This window comes from Mesorhizobium sp. WSM4816 (assembly GCF_055811535.1).
In genome coordinates this window covers 36,889-55,079 of the sequence record NZ_JBVVQR010000010.1, presented here as the reverse complement: position 1 = coordinate 55,079, position 18,191 = coordinate 36,889, and the positions used below count along the sequence as shown (strand labels likewise).

Annotated in this window: 20 protein-coding genes; 5 read left to right on the top strand and 15 right to left on the bottom strand. The window is 63.6% G+C overall.

The genetic code is table 11. The features are described 5' to 3' along the window. Positions 1-3 precede the first annotated feature (3 nt). The 3 genes from sdhD to AC0L3H_RS13745 all read right to left on the bottom strand — a co-directional run bounded on the left by sdhD (position 4) and on the right by AC0L3H_RS13745 (position 1,478). Positions 4-378 (bottom strand): succinate dehydrogenase, hydrophobic membrane anchor protein, encoded by a 375-nt coding sequence (gene sdhD, locus AC0L3H_RS13755; RefSeq protein ID WP_268929907.1) that lies wholly within the window; start codon positions 376-378, stop codon positions 4-6. A 23-nt stretch (positions 379-401) separates the two neighbouring features. Beyond that, positions 402-821, bottom strand: coding sequence for a succinate dehydrogenase, cytochrome b556 subunit (sdhC, locus tag AC0L3H_RS13750; RefSeq protein ID WP_077380892.1), 420 nt, complete (start codon positions 819-821; stop codon positions 402-404). A gap of 312 nt (positions 822-1,133) precedes the next feature. Beyond that, a complete protein-coding gene (locus tag AC0L3H_RS13745) occupies positions 1,134-1,478 on the bottom strand; it encodes a hypothetical protein (protein ID WP_473585812.1) in 345 nt (114 codons plus the stop codon). A 230-nt stretch (positions 1,479-1,708) separates the two neighbouring features. Here AC0L3H_RS13745 and AC0L3H_RS13740 point away from each other — a divergent pair, with 230 nt between their 5' ends. Then, positions 1,709-2,077: a hypothetical protein gene (locus AC0L3H_RS13740; RefSeq protein ID WP_473585811.1), complete on the top strand. Its 369-nt coding sequence runs from the start codon at positions 1,709-1,711 to the stop codon at positions 2,075-2,077. On the opposite strand, the gene AC0L3H_RS13735 is transcribed toward AC0L3H_RS13740, so the two are convergent. Together AC0L3H_RS13735 and AC0L3H_RS13730 are read right to left on the bottom strand one after the other, a co-directional pair. After that, positions 2,061-3,284 (bottom strand): GGDEF domain-containing protein, encoded by a 1,224-nt coding sequence (locus AC0L3H_RS13735; RefSeq protein ID WP_473585883.1) that lies wholly within the window; start codon positions 3,282-3,284, stop codon positions 2,061-2,063. The genes AC0L3H_RS13740 and AC0L3H_RS13735 overlap by 17 nt on opposite strands. A 177-nt stretch (positions 3,285-3,461) precedes the next feature. After that, positions 3,462-4,673, bottom strand: coding sequence for a GGDEF domain-containing protein (locus tag AC0L3H_RS13730; protein ID WP_473585810.1), 1,212 nt, complete (start codon positions 4,671-4,673; stop codon positions 3,462-3,464). 161 nt (positions 4,674-4,834) lie between these two features. On the opposite strand from AC0L3H_RS13730, the gene AC0L3H_RS13725 reads away from it, so the two are divergent. Then, positions 4,835-5,146 carry a hypothetical protein gene (locus tag AC0L3H_RS13725; RefSeq protein ID WP_023800585.1) on the top strand — a complete coding sequence of 104 codons (312 nt, stop codon included), beginning with the start codon at positions 4,835-4,837 and terminating at the stop codon, positions 5,144-5,146. 50 nt (positions 5,147-5,196) lie between these two features. Here the strand turns inward: AC0L3H_RS13725 and leuC are convergent, their stop codons facing one another. From leuC to rplS, 5 genes are all read right to left on the bottom strand, one after another. Continuing rightward, positions 5,197-6,606, bottom strand: a complete 1,410-nt coding sequence (leuC, locus tag AC0L3H_RS13720) for a 3-isopropylmalate dehydratase large subunit (RefSeq protein WP_473585809.1) — start codon at positions 6,604-6,606, stop codon at positions 5,197-5,199. A gap of 272 nt (positions 6,607-6,878) precedes the next feature. Then, positions 6,879-7,514, bottom strand: a complete 636-nt coding sequence (locus AC0L3H_RS13715; protein WP_473585808.1) for a class I SAM-dependent DNA methyltransferase — start codon at positions 7,512-7,514, stop codon at positions 6,879-6,881. Between the two features lie 56 nt (positions 7,515-7,570). Continuing rightward, positions 7,571-8,386, bottom strand: coding sequence for an amino acid ABC transporter permease (locus AC0L3H_RS13710; protein WP_473585807.1), 816 nt, complete (start codon positions 8,384-8,386; stop codon positions 7,571-7,573). Positions 8,387-8,512: 126 nt separating this feature from the next. After that, positions 8,513-9,310, bottom strand: a complete 798-nt coding sequence (locus tag AC0L3H_RS13705) for a transporter substrate-binding domain-containing protein (RefSeq protein ID WP_473585806.1) — start codon at positions 9,308-9,310, stop codon at positions 8,513-8,515. A gap of 260 nt (positions 9,311-9,570) precedes the next feature. Next, positions 9,571-10,110, bottom strand: a complete 540-nt coding sequence (rplS, locus tag AC0L3H_RS13700) for a 50S ribosomal protein L19 (protein ID WP_023800592.1) — start codon at positions 10,108-10,110, stop codon at positions 9,571-9,573. A 333-nt stretch (positions 10,111-10,443) separates the two neighbouring features. Between rplS and AC0L3H_RS13695 the strand changes: the two genes are divergently transcribed. Then, positions 10,444-11,196, top strand: coding sequence for a sulfite exporter TauE/SafE family protein (locus AC0L3H_RS13695; protein ID WP_091592219.1), 753 nt, complete (start codon positions 10,444-10,446; stop codon positions 11,194-11,196). On the opposite strand, the gene trmD is transcribed toward AC0L3H_RS13695, so the two are convergent. Both trmD and rimM read right to left on the bottom strand, forming a co-directional pair. After that, positions 11,178-11,876, bottom strand: a complete 699-nt coding sequence (gene trmD, locus AC0L3H_RS13690) for a tRNA (guanosine(37)-N1)-methyltransferase TrmD (RefSeq protein WP_473585805.1) — start codon at positions 11,874-11,876, stop codon at positions 11,178-11,180. The two genes, AC0L3H_RS13695 and trmD, sit on opposite strands and share 19 nt — an antisense overlap. Continuing rightward, positions 11,873-12,472: a ribosome maturation factor RimM gene (gene rimM / locus AC0L3H_RS13685; protein WP_023800594.1), complete on the bottom strand. Its 600-nt coding sequence runs from the start codon at positions 12,470-12,472 to the stop codon at positions 11,873-11,875. Before rimM ends, trmD begins: the two co-directional genes overlap by 4 nt. A gap of 132 nt (positions 12,473-12,604) precedes the next feature. Between rimM and AC0L3H_RS13680 the strand changes: the two genes are divergently transcribed. Next, positions 12,605-13,543: a tyrosine recombinase XerC gene (locus AC0L3H_RS13680; protein WP_128187221.1), complete on the top strand. Its 939-nt coding sequence runs from the start codon at positions 12,605-12,607 to the stop codon at positions 13,541-13,543. 113 nt (positions 13,544-13,656) lie between these two features. After that, entirely contained in the window at positions 13,657-14,739 is a 1,083-nt protein-coding gene (locus AC0L3H_RS13675; RefSeq protein ID WP_473585804.1) for a TraB/GumN family protein, read from the top strand. 709 nt (positions 14,740-15,448) lie between these two features. On the opposite strand, the gene lpdA is transcribed toward AC0L3H_RS13675, so the two are convergent. From lpdA to AC0L3H_RS13660, 3 genes are read right to left on the bottom strand one after another with little or no spacing between them, the layout of a single operon-like run. Beyond that, on the bottom strand, positions 15,449-16,855 hold the full coding sequence (lpdA, locus tag AC0L3H_RS13670) for a dihydrolipoyl dehydrogenase (RefSeq protein ID WP_473585803.1): 1,407 nt from the start codon (positions 16,853-16,855) through the stop codon (positions 15,449-15,451). 38 nt (positions 16,856-16,893) lie between these two features. Next, on the bottom strand, positions 16,894-17,649 hold the full coding sequence (locus AC0L3H_RS13665) for an SDR family oxidoreductase (RefSeq protein WP_473585802.1): 756 nt from the start codon (positions 17,647-17,649) through the stop codon (positions 16,894-16,896). Further along, positions 17,646-18,134 carry a hypothetical protein gene (locus AC0L3H_RS13660; RefSeq protein ID WP_473585801.1) on the bottom strand — a complete coding sequence of 163 codons (489 nt, stop codon included), beginning with the start codon at positions 18,132-18,134 and terminating at the stop codon, positions 17,646-17,648. The genes AC0L3H_RS13665 and AC0L3H_RS13660 overlap by 4 nt, the downstream gene beginning before the upstream one ends. Between the last annotated feature and the right edge of the window lie 57 nt (positions 18,135-18,191).

Sequence of the window (18,191 nt, the reverse complement as noted above, 5' to 3'; positions counted from 1 at the left end):
ATATCAGCCTCCAAATGCCAGTTTGAGCAGGGCGAAGATCGAGGCGACGCCGACCACTACGGGAAAGAATGTGTTGAGGGCGAGCAGCGCCAGCCTCATGCCCTCGCCATGCACATAATCCTCGATGATCGCCTGCATGCCGAGCCGCATATGGTAGAGCCCGGACAACAGCACCAGGGCCAGGACCAGCGCCACGAACGGGTTGGCAAGTGCGGCGCGCACTTGCGCATAGCCGGCGCCGTTCAGCGCGATCAGAAAGCCGACGAAGAACAGGATCAGCGGAATGTTGGCGATCGCCGTGAGGCGCTGGCGCCAGAAATGCTCCGTGCCCTCGCGGGCGGAGCCGAGGCCGCGGACCTTGGCCAGCGGCGTGCGCATGTCGGTGTTGTGGTGGCTCACGATCAGGCTCCCCGCGCCATGTAACCGGCGATCCAGATCAGCAGCGTCAGTACGATCGAGCCGGCCAGCGTCGCCCAGGCGACCCTGGAGGCGGTGTCCTTTTCAAGACCGGCCCCGGTGTCCCAGATCAGATGGCGCACGCCGCCCAGCATGTGGTGCATCAGCGCCCAGGTATAGAACAACAGCACCAGCCGCCCCAGCCACGAGCCGAAGGCCCAGTTGACGGCATCGAAGGTGGATTGCGAGCTCGCCGCCGCCATCAGCCACAGCGCGACCAGCAGCGTGCCGAAATAGAGCGCCCCGCCGGTGATGCGATGGATGATCGACATCGTCATCGTGATCGGCGGTCGATAGACGGTCAGATGCGGCGAAAGCGGCCGTTCACGTCTGGCAAATTCGCGGGTGGCTGGTGATTTGCTCATGGCTCCCCCAGTTCGGCGTCTCTGGAGCCCCAGGTGGAAATGCGGCATTACCGCTTCCGGTTGCGACTTTGGACAGCCCGGTTTCTAATGCTCTTTTTGCACCGCGTCAAAGCCGGAAAATCGTTTCGAAAACCTAATTTAGTCTGACAAAAGGCCGGGTTTCGCTTCAATCGATTAGGGCGCGACCCAAAGCCGGCGCAATGTTCGCTGCAGTGCGGTATGTGGTTTCGGTCCGACGGCTTGGGGCATGTTGAGATTCAGGTCAGGCCGTGGCTGAAACAGTGGTTCCGAGAACCGGAACGTAGCGTACTTTCAGCGCTTGCAGGTCAGCGGCGTCCTCCCGCCCTTCATCACCAGCGCGTCGCGCCCGTCGATCACGATTGCGTGACGCGCCGCGCCAAAGCGGCTGTTTTGATTGGCTGGCGAGGCCGGCAGGTCCTCGCTGGCGCCGTCCGGGCCAAACACCCGCACCGAAGTGCCGAGATTTTCGATGGTGATCCTGGCGCCGTCGGCGCAAGTATAGGTCGCGGTGCGCGGCTGCGGTGAATCGGCTAGCGGATTTCCGGCATTCGGCGCATTGGTCTGAGACACGCAGGCAATTGTGGTCAGCAATGGACAAAGGGCCAGCGTCACCCGAAACGTCCGGCCTAACGCCATATGCTGCCTCCCTGCGCGTCAATCCAGCCGCGATGCTTTGCCAAGATCACCGATGTCGCGCTCGGCGCCGGCTGCGATGGTGGCGGCAAGCATGGCCGAAAGATGGCCGCGGATATTAACCATGTTTGCCGAGACCTGGCGGCCAACAGGGCTGGCCTCTTAACAATGGTTAAGAAAAGGTTAATTTATGATTCGAGCAAGACTCGGCCTCTGACAAATGGGGGGACGCCATGCGTTCGAATTCAGCCAGATCGCGCCTTCGGGCGCCCCTCTCGATGGCCATCGTCCTGGTGGCGGTGGCCATCGGCTTCGCAGCGCCGGCACGCGCCGGGACGCGCGACCGCGTCTATGCCGATTCGTTCGGCAATCTTGTCATCGAGGGCGCCGCCGGCTACAAGCGCATCCTCGTTGGCGAGGGCGAATTGGCCAAGGAAATGTCGGATTACGTCGGCGCCGGCCGGCCCAAAATCGTCTATCAAGACGAACCAGACGATGTCAGCAGCCGCGACTGCTACAGGCCGCCGGTTTTCGTCAAGGGCCGCAGCTATATGTACGGGCTTTCCGACGGCGAGATGCCGGAGCTTAGCCCCTGCCGCTGATCTTCGGCCCGGCATTGGCGACAGCCGGCTGCCGGGCGGCGATTGATCCTATTGAGATCCGCACGCAATTGCGTCCGCTGCCCTTCGCTTGATAGAGCGCTTCGTCGGCGCGCCGCAGCAGGTCGGAAAAATTCTCAGTCGGGTGGAGCTCGGCAACGCCGAAGCTGGCGGTGCAACGATGGTTCGCCGGCAGACAGTCGATCGGCAACGCCCCGAAAGCGCTGCGCGTGCCTTCGGCGAAGAGCCGCGCGGCGGCGAGGTTGGTTCCCGGCAGGATGATGGCGAATTCCTCACCACCGATGCGGCCGGCGACGTGATGCTGGGCGGCCGCATCACGCAGGAAGCCGGCAAAGGCCTCGATGACCCTGTCGCCGGATGCATGGCCGAAACTGTCGTTGATGCTCTTGAAATGGTCGAGGTCGGCGATGACCAGCGCGACCGGAATACCCCTGCGCACGGCGTCACGCATCGCAAGCTCGGCATGACGCTCGAAGCCGCCACGGTTGAGCAGCCTCGACAGCGTGTCCGTCTCCGACTTCGACGTCGCTTCGGTGAGCACGTCGCGGACCAGAATGATCAGGATGAGAAGCGCGATTGTCATGGCAAACACCGTGCCAAGCGATTGCGACACCAGAGCGTAGTTGCTCTGCAGATAGGCCTGCGGATTGGCTCCCCAGCCGCCCATGGCATGGGCGATGAACGGCTTGCTCACGAATTGCAGGGCGCTGGCCGCCAGGACGGCCATCAGCGCATGATCGAGCCAGTCGCGTCTTTGCCTTGACGACCAGACGATGCCGACGCCGACGAACTGCATGGCGGCATAGGGAAGCTGGTAGGCCATCATGCGGGCAAGCGACTGGCGCGGCAGATCCTGCACGAAATACACGGCCACGGTGGCCGCAAACAGGAAGACGAGCATCGGCACCCAAGGCGGCGCCACGCCGTATTTATGGGCAAGCCCGCCATTGAAGGCGATGGTGGCGCCCAGGAAAACGGCGAAGCCCGCGACGACTGCGGGTCGTGCATTGTCGAAGAGCGGAATGCTGAACTCGATGGCGAAATAGGCCATCCCGAGCAGATAACCGAAGACCAGCCAGCGCGCCGGCGCGCGCGCCGCGTCGTTGAACGATATGGTCATGAAGGCGGCCGCCAGCAGGCCGGCGACGAGCAGGTTGATTGCAAGGATGAACTCTGCGCCGCCGCCCATGTGGTCTTTCACACTCCCTGCGACAGCAAATCACGAACGGGCGAAAAAGGCGTTAACGTGGGCGTAGGACGGAATGCGCTCGAATTGAACCGCGCACCCCGCGCTGTTTGTTTGTTTGGCGCGATTTCTGCGGCGCCAAGCGATTCCCTTGGCTGCAAATGCTCTAGACGTGGACGATCAGCCGGCTTTGAGCGGCTCCACGACCAGCGCCGTTTCCGACCGTCCATGGGGCGACCGTTCATAGGATAGCCGCACGCTGTCGCGGCCGTTCCGTTTGGCCTTGTAAAGTGCCTCGTCGGCGCGGCGCATCAGCGGCTCCAGCTCCTCCTCGCCGGTGCGGGCCGCCACGCCGAAGCTCGCCGTTACTCTTGTGCCGAGCGGAAGCCCGTCGACGCTGCCTGCCGAATAGACCGTGCGAATGGCTTCAGCAAACAGCCTTGCCGCGCCAAGGTCGCTCAGCGGCAAAAGCACGGCGAACTCCTCGCCACCGATTCGGCCGGCGACGCAGCTGGTGCCGGCAGCCGATCGAAGCTTGGCGGCGAAATCGGCGATCACGCGATCACCCGCCGCATGCCCGTGCAGATCGTTGACTGCCTTGAAGTGATCGAGGTCGGCGAGCACCAGCGCGACCGGAAGTTTGGCCGTGGCGCAGTGCCGCAGGAGATGCGTGGCGCGTTCCTCGAAGCCGCGCCGGTTGAGCAGGCCCGACAGCGGGTCGGTGTACGCCTCGGCCTTCAGCGTTTTCATCACGTCGAGCGCAGCCGCGCAGAACAGGCTAAGCGCGATGAGCAGCGACAGCAGCGCATGCGACAGCAGCGCCGTCGTCCAGTAGGACGAGGCATAGAACCCGTCATAGCTTTGGTAGGGCCCATGCGCGATGACGATAACGAGGGTGCGCGCGACGAAATTCAGCCCGGAAAGCAGCGACAGCACGAACAGCATCATTTCCGTCGGGCCCCTGTCGCGCACCACGCGCAGTTCGGCAGCGACAACCAGGCTGAGCCCGCCGAAAGCGAAATTCATCGCCAGGATTCGCCAGGTGAGATCGGGCTGGATGAACATGAACCAGCAAAAAGCGACCAGGCCGCTGCTCGCCAGAAAGCCGATCGCAACAAAGGGCACGCGCCGTCCATAGCGTGTCACAATCGCGCCGGCGAGACCACTGGCGGCAATCGTGAAGCAGGTGACGGAGAGCAGTTTGGTCGGCGCCATGCCGATGGGCAGGGTGAAGTACTGCAGCAGGAAGCCGGCCGCCGAAAGCCAGTAACTGGCGGCGAGCACAGCCAGATAGGGGCAGTGACGCTGATAAAACCACAGCACGAGAAACACCGCGCCGAGCGCAAGCGCGATGGTCGGGTTGAGCAACCCTGTCAGCAGACCGTTGTCCAAAGGACCGTGAACCCCCACGCTTCCGTGAGAGAGATCTTAGCGCGCAAGCCCCAACAAGCGGTTAAGCAAAGTCGAATATGCGCGAGGCTGCCATGAAGCCGCTGCACGGAACTTGAAACCGCGACCGGCGTTTTCCAGCAGCAATCGATGGAGACGCTTTCATGGCCGATACGATCATGCTGACCGACCACGAGGCAATTCGCTCTTGGGCCGCGTCACGTGCCGGATTTCCGGCAATCGTCGATGTATCGCCCGAAACAGGCACGCAAGCCATGCTGAGGCTGGTTTTCGGCCAGCATGCCTATCAGGACCAGGACCAGGCCGAACGCCCGGCCAACGCCGGCGGCTACGAACTGGTCGAATGGGACGAATGGTTCAAGCTGTTCGACGAACGGCAGCTGGCGCTCGTGGTGGCAAAGGATGAACCCGGCCGCCGTGAGCAATTCCACGAATTCGTCAGGCGCCCGGCGTGAAGAGAACCCGAACCGCATCGCGGTTCGGGTTCTGGCAACTCGTCAGCGGGTTATTTCCACTCGCGGACGTCGACGAAATGGCCAGCGATCGCCGCCGCCGCCGCCATCGCCGGCGACACCAGATGGGTGCGGCCCTTAAAACCCTGGCGGCCCTCGAAATTGCGGTTCGAGGTCGAGGCGCAGCGCTCATGCGGCTTCAGCCGGTCGTCGTTCATGGCAAGGCACATCGAGCAGCCCGGCTCGCGCCAGTCGAAGCCAGCGGCGACAAAGATCTTGTCGAGACCTTCGGCCTCCGCCTGCTCCTTGACCAGACCGGAGCCCGGCACGATCATCGCATCGACGTGAGGGCTGACTTTCTTGCCCTCGACCACCTTGGCGACAGCGCGGAGATCCTCGATGCGGCCGTTGGTGCAGGAGCCGATGAAGACGCGGTCGAGCGCGATATCGGTGATCTTGGTGCCTGGGGTCAGGCCCATATAGTCGAGCGCGCGCTGCTTGGACGTACGCTTGTTCTCATCGGTGATATCGTCTGGGTTCGGCACGATGCCCTGGACCGAGACGACGTCCTCGGGCGAGGAGCCCCAGGAGACGATCGGCGGCAGTTTCGCCGCGTCGAGCACGACCACCTTGTCGAAATGCGCGCCCTCGTCGGACTGCAGCGTCTTCCAGTAGGCGAGCGCGGCGTCCCATGCCTCGCCCTTCGGCGCGCGCGGCTTGTCCTTGACATAGGCGAAGGTTGTCTCGTCAGGCGCGATCAAGCCGGCCCGGGCACCGCCCTCGATCGACATGTTGCAGATGGTCATGCGGCCTTCCATGGACAGCGCGCGGATCGCTTCGCCGGCATATTCGATGACGTAGCCGGTGCCGCCGGCAGTGCCGATCTCGCCGATGATCGCCAAAATAATGTCCTTGGCGGTGACGCCTTCCGGCAGCACGCCGTCCACGCGCACCAGCATGTTCTTGGCCTTGCGCTGGATCAGTGTCTGCGTGGCCAGCACATGCTCGACTTCCGACGTGCCTATGCCGTGCGCCAATGCGCCGAAAGCACCATGCGTCGAGGTGTGGCTGTCGCCGCAGACGATGGTCATGCCAGGCAGCGTAAAACCCTGCTCCGGACCGATGATGTGGACGATGCCCTGGCGGATATCCTTCTCGGAATAGTATTCGACGCCAAAATCCTTGGCGTTCCTGGCCAGCGCCTCGACCTGGATGCGGCTTTCCTCGTTCTTGATGCCGAACTTGCGCTCGGGCGAGGTCGATACATTGTGATCGACCACGGCCAGCGTCTTTTCCGGATGGCGGACCTTTCTGCCGGTCATGCGCAGGCCTTCGAAAGCTTGCGGGCTGGTCACTTCATGGACGAGGTGACGGTCGATATAGAGCAGGCAGGTGCCGTCGTCCTGGCGGTCGACGACATGGTCGTCGAATATCTTGTCGTAGAGGGTGCGCGGTGCGCTCATGTGCGTAAATCCGTCGATATGAAAATGGGAAGCGACTAGCGCCGGCTAGCCGGCAAACACGGCCTAGCCCGGATATCTCAGCGAAGTCGGCTGGTCAGAGCGCCGGAAACGCGCGCCGAGAACCGTGACGGCAGGCGTTTTCTGTCCTGCAGCACGAACCCCTTGTAAGCCGGATCGCCAAAAAGCTGTTCCATGGCGTGGCTCATACCAATGTTTTGGCTTTTCGGCAATCGCGGCGGGGTTCGCAGAACCTGGGTTCTGCAAACCGGTATTCAAACCACCTCGAACACAAATGTCTTCACCAGCGCCTCAGGTTCGGCGATCGCATAGCAGCGGAACCACGGGCTTTCTTCGACCGGCCGCCATTTTTTCGCCTGCTCCAGTTCGTCGAACGTCGCCTGAAACCCGCCGCTCGCAAAAACCTGGTCGCGAACGGTGAAGATGGCGTGGCCGCCCTTCCTGGTGATGCGCACCAGTTCATGCAGGCCGGAGGCCGGTGCATGGCTGATGGTGAACACACCGGTCGAGAAGAAGGCGCGGAAATGCCCATCCGGCCAAGGCAGAGGATCGCCGAGCATCGCCTGTTTCAGCTCGCTGTAAGCCTGCCGGCTGCCGGCGATTTTCAGCATTTCAGCCGACAGGTCGAGCCCGGCGATGTCCTCATAGCCCAGCGCCTTGAGCGACGGTCCCGACAGGCCGGTGCCGCAGCCGGCGTCGAGCAGCGGCCCTTCGCCTGACGGCACATGGCGCGCCACCCAGGCGGCGATCAGGAACGGCAGGAGGTAGCCGAGCGAGGCGGTTTCGCTGTCATAGGTCGCAGCCCAGGCGGCGTAGGCCTTGGCAAGCGCTTCCGGCGTGTCGGCCGTATAGACCGCATCCAGCGCCGCATTGGCTTTGTCGACGATCACTGCTTTCTCCGGACACAGGACATATGCCGCATGGTAGCGCCGTCCTCGCCTGCCGCCTATCGCTCATCTTGGCGGCGCAGCCGCTTCTCCACCGCCCGCAGGGCCAGCGACAGGCCGACCGTCAGGATGAGATAGATATAGGCGACGATCGAATAGGTCTCGAAGAAGCGGAACGAGCCGGCTGCATAGATCTTGCCCATCTGGGTGATGTCGGCGACGCCGAGCACCGAGACCAGCGAGGAATCCTTGACCATGGCGACGAAATCATTGCCGAGCGGCGGCAGGATGGTGCGGATCGCCTGCGGAAAGACGATCAGCCGAAAACGCTGGGTGCGCGTCAGCCCCAGCGCCTTCGCGGCCTCGATCTGGCCCTTCTCGACCGCCTCGATGCCGGCGCGGAAGACCTCCGAGATGAAGGCCGAGTAGCCGATGGTCAGCGCCATGATGGCGCGCCATAGCAACGATACGTCGCGTATCATTAGCTCGCCGAACAGGCCGGCGCTCTGCAGCGGCGCCGTCAGCGCGTTCCATCCCGCGACGAAGGCCGGCGCGCCGGCGAAGGCGATCCAGAACAACAGCACCAGCATTGGCACGCCGCGAATGATCTCGACATAAAAGCGCGCGATCTGGCGCAGCCAGCGCGACCCCGACAGCCCCATCAGCGCAATGGCGAGCCCGATTGCCGAGGCCAGCGCGAAGGCGACCATTGTGACGAACACGGTGATGCCGATGCCCTTGGCGACGGTCGCGAAAACCTGGGCATAGAGGTCGCTCGCGGCGATGAAGATAGCGGCTGCCAGGGCGAGCGCCGCCGCCACGGCAAGCCACCACGGGAAATCGGATTTGGCGGTTGAAGCTGCGGGCGTTGCCATCAGGGCGCGCCGACGAACCAATGTCGCGCCAGGCCACCCTCCTCTGGCCTGCCGGACAGAGGGGGGTGCACGGGCGCAGAGTCAGCGCGAGTTCCTGCGCGTCCCGCAACGTCCGCGACAAAAGTCCTACTGCCCCATCTTGTAATCAAGGAACCATTTCTTGTTGAGCGCGTCGAGTGTGCCGTCGGCCTTCAGCGCGGCGATGGCTGCGTTGACCGGTTTCACCAGATCCGAGCCTTTCGGAAAAATAAAGCCGAACTCCTCGGTGCCGAGTGGTCCGCCGATCAGCTTCAGCCCGCCATTGGACGCCTCGACATAGCCCTTGCCGGCAGTGCCGTCGGTCAGCACGACATCGACGTCGCCGGTCTTCAGCGCCTGCACCGTGGCGCCGAACGTCTCGAACAGTTTTATGCGCGGGTTCTGCTCATTGCCGTCGAGCACGCTGTAGACAGCGGTGTAGAACGGCGTGGTGCCGGCTTGCGCACCGATCAACCCGTCCTTGAAAGCGCCGAGCGTCTTGGCGTCGGTGAAGCGCTTCTCGTCGCCGCGCACCAGCATGAACTGTTCCGAGCGCATATAGGGGTCGGAGAAATCCACCTTCTGCTTGCGATCGTCCTTGATGGTGATGCCGGTCATGCCGATGTTGTACTGGTTGTCGGAAACTGCCTGGATCATCGCGTCCCAGGAGGTGTTCTGGTATTCGACCTGGAAATTCAGCCGCTTGGCGATCTCGTTCATCGCGTCATATTCCCAGCCGATCTGCTTGCCGGTCTTGGCGTCGATGAACTGCAGCGGCGGATAGGCGTTTTCCGTCACCACCACCACCTTCTTGCCGCCGAGATCGGGCAGCGCCTGCGCCAAGGCGGCGGCGGGCGCAAGTACCAGAGCCAACAGGCCGGCCAACAGCAGTTTCGATTTGATCATGGTACACCCCGAGCATTTGAACGGCCTCGACATGGTCGAGGCTTGCAGGAAATCCGGCGCCGACTTTAGCTTTCCGCAGGCGCCTTGCAAGCCGGCTTGATGCGGCTTCGCGCGAAAATGGATTCGATGCATTCAGAACGTTACGGAACGGTCCGTTTCGATTGCGCACCGAACGCGGCCCGGCAAAATCGAAACCCATTCCGCGAGGCAAAAAAAGGCGGCCGAAGCCGCCTTTCCGAAACATGGTTTTTGAATTCGCCTTATTCGGCGGCAGCGGCTTCCTCGGCCTTGGCGGCCTCGTCGGCGGCCTTCTTCTCGGCGGCTTCCTGCGCTGCCTTCTCGGCGGCCAGCGCCTGGGCGGCTGCCACCTTCTCGGCCTCGATGCGGGCCTTCTCGGCGTTCAGCGCATCGCGCTCCTCATCGTTCAGCTTGCGGGCGCGCACGCCGGTGTTTTCCGAAATGCGGGCCGACTTGCCGCGACGATCGCGCAGGTAATAGAGCTTGGCGCGGCGCACCTTGCCGCGGCGCACGATCTCGACGCCCTCGACCATCGGCGAAAAGACCGGGAACACGCGCTCCACGCCTTCGCCGTAGGAAATCTTGCGAACGGTGAAATTCTCCTGGAAACCGGCGCCGGCGCGGGCGATGACGACGCCCTCATAGGCCTGGACGCGGGTGCGGGTGCCTTCGGTCACGCGGACCTGGACGCGTACGGTGTCGCCGGGCTGGAATTCGGGAAGCTTGCGCTTGGCTTCGATCTTGGCGGCCTGTTCGGCCTCGAGCTGACGGAGGATATCCATCTCTACAAATCCACTTCTTGTTCTTCCGACAGTCAGAGCGTCCGACACTCGCCTTGCAGTTCCATTGACCGCTCGGCTATGCCCTTTGTTCGAGAACATCTGGGTTCGAGAACATCGGGCAGGGGCGACTACACCGTCATTGTTGACGGGTCCGGCAGATTTTCTCCCGGTTCGGCGCGCACATACAGCTATTTCGACGCTTTGTCACGCCTTTGCCGCGTTCTTTTTTGGTCGTTGGTCAACGTCGCAATCTTCCGGCACAGGGGTTGCGTTGAAGGCCCAAACTTTTTAAGCCGGGCAGAACGTGACTTTCCTCCGGCGGCAACACCCTCCATGCCAGTTCTCGATGCGGCCCTGCTCTTTTTCGCGGGCTTTCTGTCAGGCGCCGTCAACGCCATAGCCGGCGGCGGGACATTCATAACCTTCGGCGCCATGTCGCTGGTCGGCTTGCCGCCGATCGTCGCCAACGCCACCTCGTCGCTGACGCAATTTCCCGGCTACATCACCTCGACGCTCGCCTACTGGTCCGACATCAAGCATTTCTGGCGCACCGCGTTGCTGCTCGGCCTTATCTCGGCTTTTGGCGCGCTGGCCGGTGCGCTCATCCTTCTGGCGCTCGACAATCCGTCGTTTCGCGTCCTGGTGCCCTGGCTGCTGCTCGCGGCAACCGCGCTGTTCGCCGCCGGGCCGTGGCTGAAGCCGGCGCCCAAGCCGGGCCGTCAGGCCGCGGTGGGTTCGCTGGTCGGTTCCCTGGCGCAGTTCGCCACCGCCGTCTATGGCGGCTTCTTCGGCGCCGGCATGGGCGTCATGATGCTGGCGACGCTCGGCCTCACCCAGGCCGGCGACTATCACCGCCTCAACGCGCTGAAGAACCTGCTGGCCGTGGTCATCGCGGCAGTAGCCATCCTGGTCTTCGTCTCCGGCGACGTCATCGCCTGGCGGCAGGCGATCGTCATGATACCGGGCGGCGCGCTGGGCGGCTATGCCGGCGTCTGGATCGCCAAGCGCGTGCCGCAAATTGCCGTGCGTGGCTTCGTCGTCGGGGTCGGCGTGTTTCTTGCCTTCTATTACTTCACCAAGGGCTGAGCGGCTAACAGGTCCGGCCGCCGCTCTTTCGTCAATCTTTCCGATTCGGCGCGTCGCCACGCGGCGATCTTCTGATGATTGCCCGAGGTGAGAACCTCGGGGATTTGCCGGCCCTCGAATTCCTGCGGACGCGTGTAGTGCGGATGTTCGAGCAGGCCGTTTTCAAAGCTCTCTTCATCGCCCGACACCGTATTGCCCATCACGCCGGGCAACAGCCGCACCACGGCGTCGAGCAGCACCAGCGCTGCCGGCTCGCCGCCGGAGAGGATGAAGTCGCCGACCGAGACCTCCTCCAGCCCCCGCGCGTCAATCACCCGCTGGTCGACGCCTTCGAAGCGTCCGCAGACGATCACCGCGCCCGGCCCCGCGGCCAGTTCGCGCACACGCACCTGCGTCAGCGGTTTTCCACGCGGGCTCATCAGCAGCCGTGGCCGTGAATCGCCCGGTGGCGAGCTATGGTCGATCGCCTTGGCCAGAACGTCGGCGCGCATCACCATGCCGGCGCCGCCGCCGGCCGGCGTGTCGTCGACGGTGCGATGGCGATCGGTGGCGAAATCGCGGATCTGGATTGCTTCCAGCGACCATGTGCCGGCCTCCAGCGCCCGGCCGGCCAGCGACACGCCGAGTGCACCGGGAAACATTTCGGGATAGAGCGTCAGCACCGAGGCGGAAAAACTCACCGATTGCCCCCGGCGTCCTTCGGCCCGCGCGGCCTGCCCTTCGGGTCGAAACCATCGCTGCCAGGGGCATCGCTGTCTTCGTCATCGATCAAGCCCGCCGCCGCCGGATCGATGCGGACGAAACCGTCCTTGATCGACACGTCAGGAACGGCAGCCTGCGTGAACGGGATCAGCACGCCTTTGCGCCCCGCCAATATCACGTCGAGGATATCGCCACCGCCGAAATTATGCACAGCGACGACCTTGCCGATGTCAGCACCGGTATCGTCCCGGACCGCCAGCCCGACGAGATCGGCATGATAGAACTCGTCCTCTTCGCCGTCGTCCGGCAGCATCGAGCGGTCGACGAACAATTCCGTGCCGGCGAGCGCCTCGGCAGCGTTTCGGTCGCTGATACCTTTGAAGCGCACCACCACGACGTTATTGGCCGGCCTGATGTCGACGATCTGGAAGGCGCGGCCGTCCCTGGCATAGAGCGGCCCGTAGTCGGCCAGCGCCAGCGGATCGCCGGTGAAGGTTTTCACGCGCAATTCGCCCTTGATGCCATGGGCGGCGCCGATCACGGCCATCTGGACAGGGTTTTGCGGTTTGGTCATCGGTGGAAAAATCCTTTGCCTTGCTCTAGCTCCACGCTCTTGTCATTTCAATGACGCGGCTCTTCACCGCTTCCTAACCCGGCTGCCGGAAGATCGCCCGGAAATGGAAGAACGGCATATCGGAAGAGCGCAATGCAGGAATTCCTCATCCCGGCCAAGCCAGACCTTCAGGCGGCCCGTGAAAGCTGGCTCAAGATGCTGGCGCGCGAACGCCGGCTGTCGCCGGAAACCGTGGAAGCCTATGAGCGCGACACGCGCCAGTTCCTGCACTTCCTGACCGGCCATTGCGGCGGCTCGCCCGGCATTTCGGATATAGCCGATCTGCGCCCGGCCGATCTGCGCGGCTTTCTGGCTGCCCGCCGTGCCGGAGGCGCCGGCGCCCGCACGCTCGGGCGGGGGCTCGCTGGCATCCGCTCGCTGCTGCGCTTTCTGGAGCGGCGCGGCCTCGTCAATGCGGCGGGTGCTGCGGCACTGCGCGCGCCGCGGCAGCCGAAGTCGCTGCCCAAGCCGCTGACGGCAAGCGATGCGAAACACGTCGTTTCGGTGGAAGGCCAGCTGGCGGAGCAACCGTGGATCGCCGCCCGCAACGCCGCCGTGCTGACGCTGCTCTACGGCTCGGGCCTGCGCATTTCCGAGGCGCTCGGCCTGTCCGGCGGCGACCTGTCGTCGCCTGATGAAACGGTGCTGCGCGTCACCGGCAAGGGCGGCAAGACGCGGCTGGTGCCGGTGCTGCCGATCGCGCTGCGGGCGATCGCCCAATACCGCCGGCTCTGCCCCTATCATCTCGATCCAAAGGGTCTGCTGTTTCGCGGCGCCCGCGGCGGCCCGCTCAACCCGGCCATTGTCCAGCGCGACATGGCCAAGCTGCGCTCGGCGCTCAATCTGCCGGACACCGCCACGCCGCATGCGTTGCGCCATTCCTTCGCCACACATCTGCTTGGGCGCGGCGGCGACCTGCGCACCATCCAGGAACTTTTGGGCCACGCCAGCCTGTCGACGACGCAGATCTATACCGGCGTCGACACCGCGAGGCTGCTCGAAATCTATGAAGCGGCCCACCCGCGGGCGTAGCCGACGCATGATTTCGCAAGTTGCAGCCAGGGTATGCGCCGTGGAACGATGTCCGAGACAATTTTGCCGCGCCGGTTAACCGTTTCGCCGTTCTTTGTCTCTAAAAGCGAGCCATGAAACGCGTCATTGCTATCGCCGACCGCACTGCCTTTGCTTCGCTGAAGCTGCTCGTCGCGCTGAACGTCCTGTTTTTCCTCTCTTTCCTCGTCATCGCGCTGCTCGCCGCCGGCAGGGCGCGCGCTGAAACCCCAGGGGCTGAAACCCAGGTCTGCGCCGGCGCCGACATGCTGTCGGCCCTGCAGAAGGATAACCCGGCCGCCTACCGCAAGATCGAGACGGAAGCGGCCGCGACACCGAACGGCAAGGGCCTGTTGTGGAAACTGGAAAAGGCGGGCGAAAGTCCGTCCTTCCTGTTCGGCACCATGCACATGACCGACCCGCGCGTGACCACGCTGCCGCCCGCCGCGCAAAAGGCCTTTGACGCCGCCGACACTGTCGTCATCGAGACCACGGAGGTGCTCGACAAGCAGAAGATGATGGCGGCGTTCCTGAAAGAGCCGGAACTGATGATGTTCACCGACAGCACCACGCTGTCTTCGCTGCTGTCGCCGGACGATGCGGCGGCGGTGAACAAGGCGCTCGACGCGCGCGGCATTCCACCGGCGAGCGTTGCCAAGATGAAGCCGTGGATGCTGTCGACCATGGTCGCGCTCCCGGCCTGTGAACTGGCCCGCCAGGCCGACGGCACGCCGGTGCTCGACATCAAGCTTGCAGAGGACGCCAAAGCCTCAGGCAAGGCCGTCGATGGGTTGGAGACCGTCGCCGACCAGCTTCGCGCGATGGCCTCGCTGCCGCTTGCGTTTCACATGAAGGGCCTCGTCGACACCCTGAAGCTCGGCGACAGGGTGAACGACGTCAATGAAACCATGATCGTGCTTTACCAGCGCGGCGACACCGGGATGCTCTGGCCGCTGTTTCGTGCCGTCCTTCCCGGCGACGAAGACGATTCAGCAAGCTATGCCGCCTTCGAGGAAATCATGATCACCAGCCGCAACAAGGTGATGATCGACCATGCCAGGCCGATCCTCGCCAAGGGCAACGTGTTCATGGCGGTCGGCGCCCTGCACCTCCCTGGCGCGGAGGGCCTGGTCGAGGATTTCCGCAAGGCCGGCTACACCGTCACTGCCGTCGACTGAGTTGCACGGTCGAGTTGCAGACCCGGCAAGGCGTGATTCGGGGCGACGCTTTGCCCGAGTCGCCGGAGGTTTGTCTCAGTACAGGACGGTCGAAAGGTCTAATTTGGCTCGATCACGGTGAGTTTTGCGAGTAAAGTGCTTGCAGACAAACGATTCCCGGCGAAGAATGCCCTGTTTTCGGCGTTTTCGATTCCTAGCGTGAAACCTGTTCAACGATTGCGCGTTGATGTGTGTTGATTGATACTTTTCATCCACGGAGGACACTTTTATGGCGAATCCAAACGACCCGTACACCACTCCGACCCCCCCTCCCAAGTCGGGTGGCGGCAGCACCGGCTGGCTGATTGCCCTGGTCGTCGTTATCCTGGCCATCGTTGCTTATTATATTTTTGGAACAAGCGGTGAGGCGCCAGAGCCTGGTGAACCGCCGGCTGCAACCATGCCGGCCCCGGCGCCAGCGCCCGCTGAACCAACGCCTGCCCCGGCCCCTGCAGAGCCTGCACCTGCCCCGGCGCCGGCAGAACCAGCGCCCGCTCCGGCGCCAGCAGAACCAGCGCCAGCTCCGGCTCCTGCAGAGCCAGCACCTGCTCCGGCCCCCGCACCAGCCCCGCAGTGATCGGCTGCTGACTTCAAATACGAACGGCCCGCTGAAAAGCGGGCCGTTTTTGTTTTGAGCCGTCAGATGGCTGCCGGAGTTCCTTGGGAAGGCCTACATGTGGATCGGCTTGAAGAAGGTCGCCAGTGCCGCTTCCTTCACCGCTTCCGACATCGTCGGATGGGCGTGGCAGGTGCGGGCAAGATCTTCCGACGAGCCGCCGAACTCCATCAGCACCGCCGCCTCGTGGATCATCTCGCCGGCGCCGAAGCCGACGATGTGGACGCCGAGCACGCGATCGCTCTGCTTGTCAGCCAGGATCTTCACGAAGCCGTCGGTGTGCAGCATGGCGCGCGCCCGGCCATTGGCGCTGAACGGAAACTTGCCGGCCTTGTAGTCGATGCTGGCCGCCTTCAGCTCTTCCTCTGTCTTGCCCACCGAGGCAATTTCCGGACTGGTGTAGACGACGTTCGGGATCACCCCGTAATTCACATGGCCGGCCTGGCCGGCAATGATCTCGGCCACCGCCACGCCCTCGTCCTCGGCCTTGTGGGCGAGCATCGGCCCGGCGATGACGTCGCCGATGGCGTAGATGCCAGGGACATTGGTCGTGAGACGTCCGTCGGTCTTGACCCGGCCGCGCTCGTCGACCTCGACCCCGGCCTCCTTCAGCCCGAGACCGTCCGAATAGGCCCGGCGTCCGGTCGCGATCAGCACCGCGTCCGCCTCGATCGTCTCGGCCGCGCCGCCCTTGACCGGCTCGAAGGTGACGGTGGCGCCCTTCTTGGCCTTGGCGACACCGGTCACCTTGGCGCCGAGCCTGAATTCGATGCCTTGCTTGGACAGCATGCGCTGGAACTGTTTGGCGACCTCGCCGTCCATGCCGCCGAGAATGGTGTCGAGGAACTCGACGACGCTCACCTTGGCGCCGAGCCGCGCCCATACCGAGCCGAGCTCCAGCCCGATGACGCCGCCACCGACCACCACCAGGTGGCCCGGCACCTTGTCCAGCGACAACGCGCCGGTCGACGATATGATTACCTTCTCGTCGATGTCGACCTTGACCCCCGGAATGCCGGCGACGTCGGAGCCGGTGGCGATGACGATGTTCCTGGTCTCGATCTCCTCGACCTTGCCGTCCTCGCCGGTCACCGACACTCTTTCGGCAGACAGGACCTTGCCGGTGCCGCGAAAGCTGTCGATCTTGTTCTTCTTGAACAGGAAGGCGACGCCGTTGACGTTGGACGCCACTGTCGCGTCCTTGTGCGCCATCATCTTTTCCAGATTGAGCTTCGGCTTGCTGATTTCGACGCCGAGTGTGTCAAAGGAGTGGCCGGCCTCAGAAAAAATCTCGGAGGCATGCAGCAGCGCCTTGGACGGGATGCAGCCGATATTGAGGCAGGTGCCGCCGAAGGTCGGGTTCTTCTCGACCACCGCCGTTTTCAGGCCGAGCTGCGCCGCCTTGATGGCGCAGACATAGCCGCCTGGTCCCGATCCTATGATAACGACGTCATAAGCCATGATTTGTCCTTCTGGTCTGCACTCAGCCTTGGCTGGGATTAGCGGCCGCCGCCCACTTCCAAATTCGCGCCTGTCGTATAGGACGCCCCGTCCGACAGGAGCCAGAGAATTGCCGCGGCGACCTCTTCGGTGGTCCCCGCCCTTTGCATCGGCACGCCGTGACGCATCCTCTCGACGCGATCCGGCTGTCCGCCGGAGGCATGAATTTCGGTATCGACAATCCCTGGACTGACCGCGTTGACGCGAATGCCTTCGCCGGCTACCTCGCGCGCCAGGCCGATCGTGAAAGAATCGATCGCGCCCTTCGAGGCAGCGTAGTCGACATATTCGCCCGGCCCGCCAATTTTCGCTGCAATCGAGGAGACATTGACGATGGCGCCGCCGTTGCCGCCATGGCTGGTCGACATGCGCTTCACCGCTTCGCGGGCACAGAGCATGGGGCCAATGACGTTGATGCGCATCATGCGCTCCAGCCGTGCTCCGCTCATTTCGTCGACACGCGCCCTCTGGTCGACCACGCCAGCGTTGTTGACGAGCGCATCGAGCGGCCCGAAGACATGATCGATCCTCTCGAACATCGCCTGGATATCGGCCTCGCTGCCAACGTCGCCCTTGATGGCCAGCGCTTCGCCGCCGGCCTGTTCGATTGCCTCGACAAGCGCCGTGGCAGCAGCCTCATTCGATGCGTAGTTGATCGCAACACGGTATCCAGCCGTGACGGCAAGCCTGGATGTGGCAGCGCCGATGCCGCGGCCGCCGCCGGTCACCAGCAGCACTTTTTTGGCCGCGCTCATTCCTGACAGCCCTTCAACGAAAAAACATCCCACGGCACCTTTGAAAACCCGTTGGCGCCATAGGCGGTCGACCTCTGCAGCGACGGTCCGAGGTCGGGAAAGATCAGGGTCTTCGGAGCATCTACCCCTTCCGCCGGCAACAGAGCGATGTTGCCCTTGTCATCCGCACTGTAGACGACCCCCTCCCACAGCGTGCAGGCGGCGAGCTCGTCGCCGGTGACGTCGCCTGTCGGGCATTTGTACATCAGCGAACCATGCGGCCGCGCCACGCCTTGCGTCCACATGACGATCCCGTCGAGAACGACATCGTTATCGAGCACCATCTTGAAGGTGTTGGTGACGACAGCCGATCCCCCGGTCGGCTTGAAATCGATCTCGGCCGCACTTTCGGCATCGCCATAGACGGCGAGTTCGAGCGGGCAGGCGGCAAAGGCTGCCGATCCCGTCTGCGCAATGCCGGCCGCGAGCACAGCTGCGAAAAACATTCCGGAGTGCAAACGAGAGGAACTCATTCGGTGGCGCAGATCCATTCTCCGGCTCAC

Bases quoted from the DNA above. Each gene is read 5' to 3' on its own strand.
- sdhD (WP_268929907.1), bottom strand. From the start codon at position 378: ATGCGCACGCCGCTGGCCAAGGTCCGCGGCCTCGGCTCCGCCCGCGAG.
- sdhC (WP_077380892.1), bottom strand. From the start codon at position 821: ATGAGCAAATCACCAGCCACCCGCGAATTTGCCAGACGTGAACGGCCG.
- AC0L3H_RS13745 (WP_473585812.1), bottom strand. From the start codon at position 1,478: ATGGCGTTAGGCCGGACGTTTCGGGTGACGCTGGCCCTTTGTCCATTG.
- AC0L3H_RS13740 (WP_473585811.1), top strand. From the start codon at position 1,709: ATGCGTTCGAATTCAGCCAGATCGCGCCTTCGGGCGCCCCTCTCGATG.
- AC0L3H_RS13735 (WP_473585883.1), bottom strand. From the start codon at position 3,284: ATGGGCGGCGGCGCAGAGTTCATCCTTGCAATCAACCTGCTCGTCGCC.
- AC0L3H_RS13725 (WP_023800585.1), top strand. From the start codon at position 4,835: ATGGCCGATACGATCATGCTGACCGACCACGAGGCAATTCGCTCTTGG.
- leuC (WP_473585809.1), bottom strand. From the start codon at position 6,606: ATGAGCGCACCGCGCACCCTCTACGACAAGATATTCGACGACCATGTC.
- AC0L3H_RS13710 (WP_473585807.1), bottom strand. From the start codon at position 8,386: ATGGCAACGCCCGCAGCTTCAACCGCCAAATCCGATTTCCCGTGGTGG.
- AC0L3H_RS13705 (WP_473585806.1), bottom strand. From the start codon at position 9,310: ATGATCAAATCGAAACTGCTGTTGGCCGGCCTGTTGGCTCTGGTACTT.
- rplS (WP_023800592.1), bottom strand. From the start codon at position 10,110: ATGGATATCCTCCGTCAGCTCGAGGCCGAACAGGCCGCCAAGATCGAA.
- AC0L3H_RS13695 (WP_091592219.1), top strand. From the start codon at position 10,444: ATGCCAGTTCTCGATGCGGCCCTGCTCTTTTTCGCGGGCTTTCTGTCA.
- rimM (WP_023800594.1), bottom strand. From the start codon at position 12,472: ATGACCAAACCGCAAAACCCTGTCCAGATGGCCGTGATCGGCGCCGCC.
- AC0L3H_RS13680 (WP_128187221.1), top strand. From the start codon at position 12,605: ATGCAGGAATTCCTCATCCCGGCCAAGCCAGACCTTCAGGCGGCCCGT.
- AC0L3H_RS13675 (WP_473585804.1), top strand. From the start codon at position 13,657: ATGAAACGCGTCATTGCTATCGCCGACCGCACTGCCTTTGCTTCGCTG.
- lpdA (WP_473585803.1), bottom strand. From the start codon at position 16,855: ATGGCTTATGACGTCGTTATCATAGGATCGGGACCAGGCGGCTATGTC.
- AC0L3H_RS13665 (WP_473585802.1), bottom strand. From the start codon at position 17,649: ATGAGCGCGGCCAAAAAAGTGCTGCTGGTGACCGGCGGCGGCCGCGGC.
- AC0L3H_RS13660 (WP_473585801.1), bottom strand. From the start codon at position 18,134: ATGTTTTTCGCAGCTGTGCTCGCGGCCGGCATTGCGCAGACGGGATCG.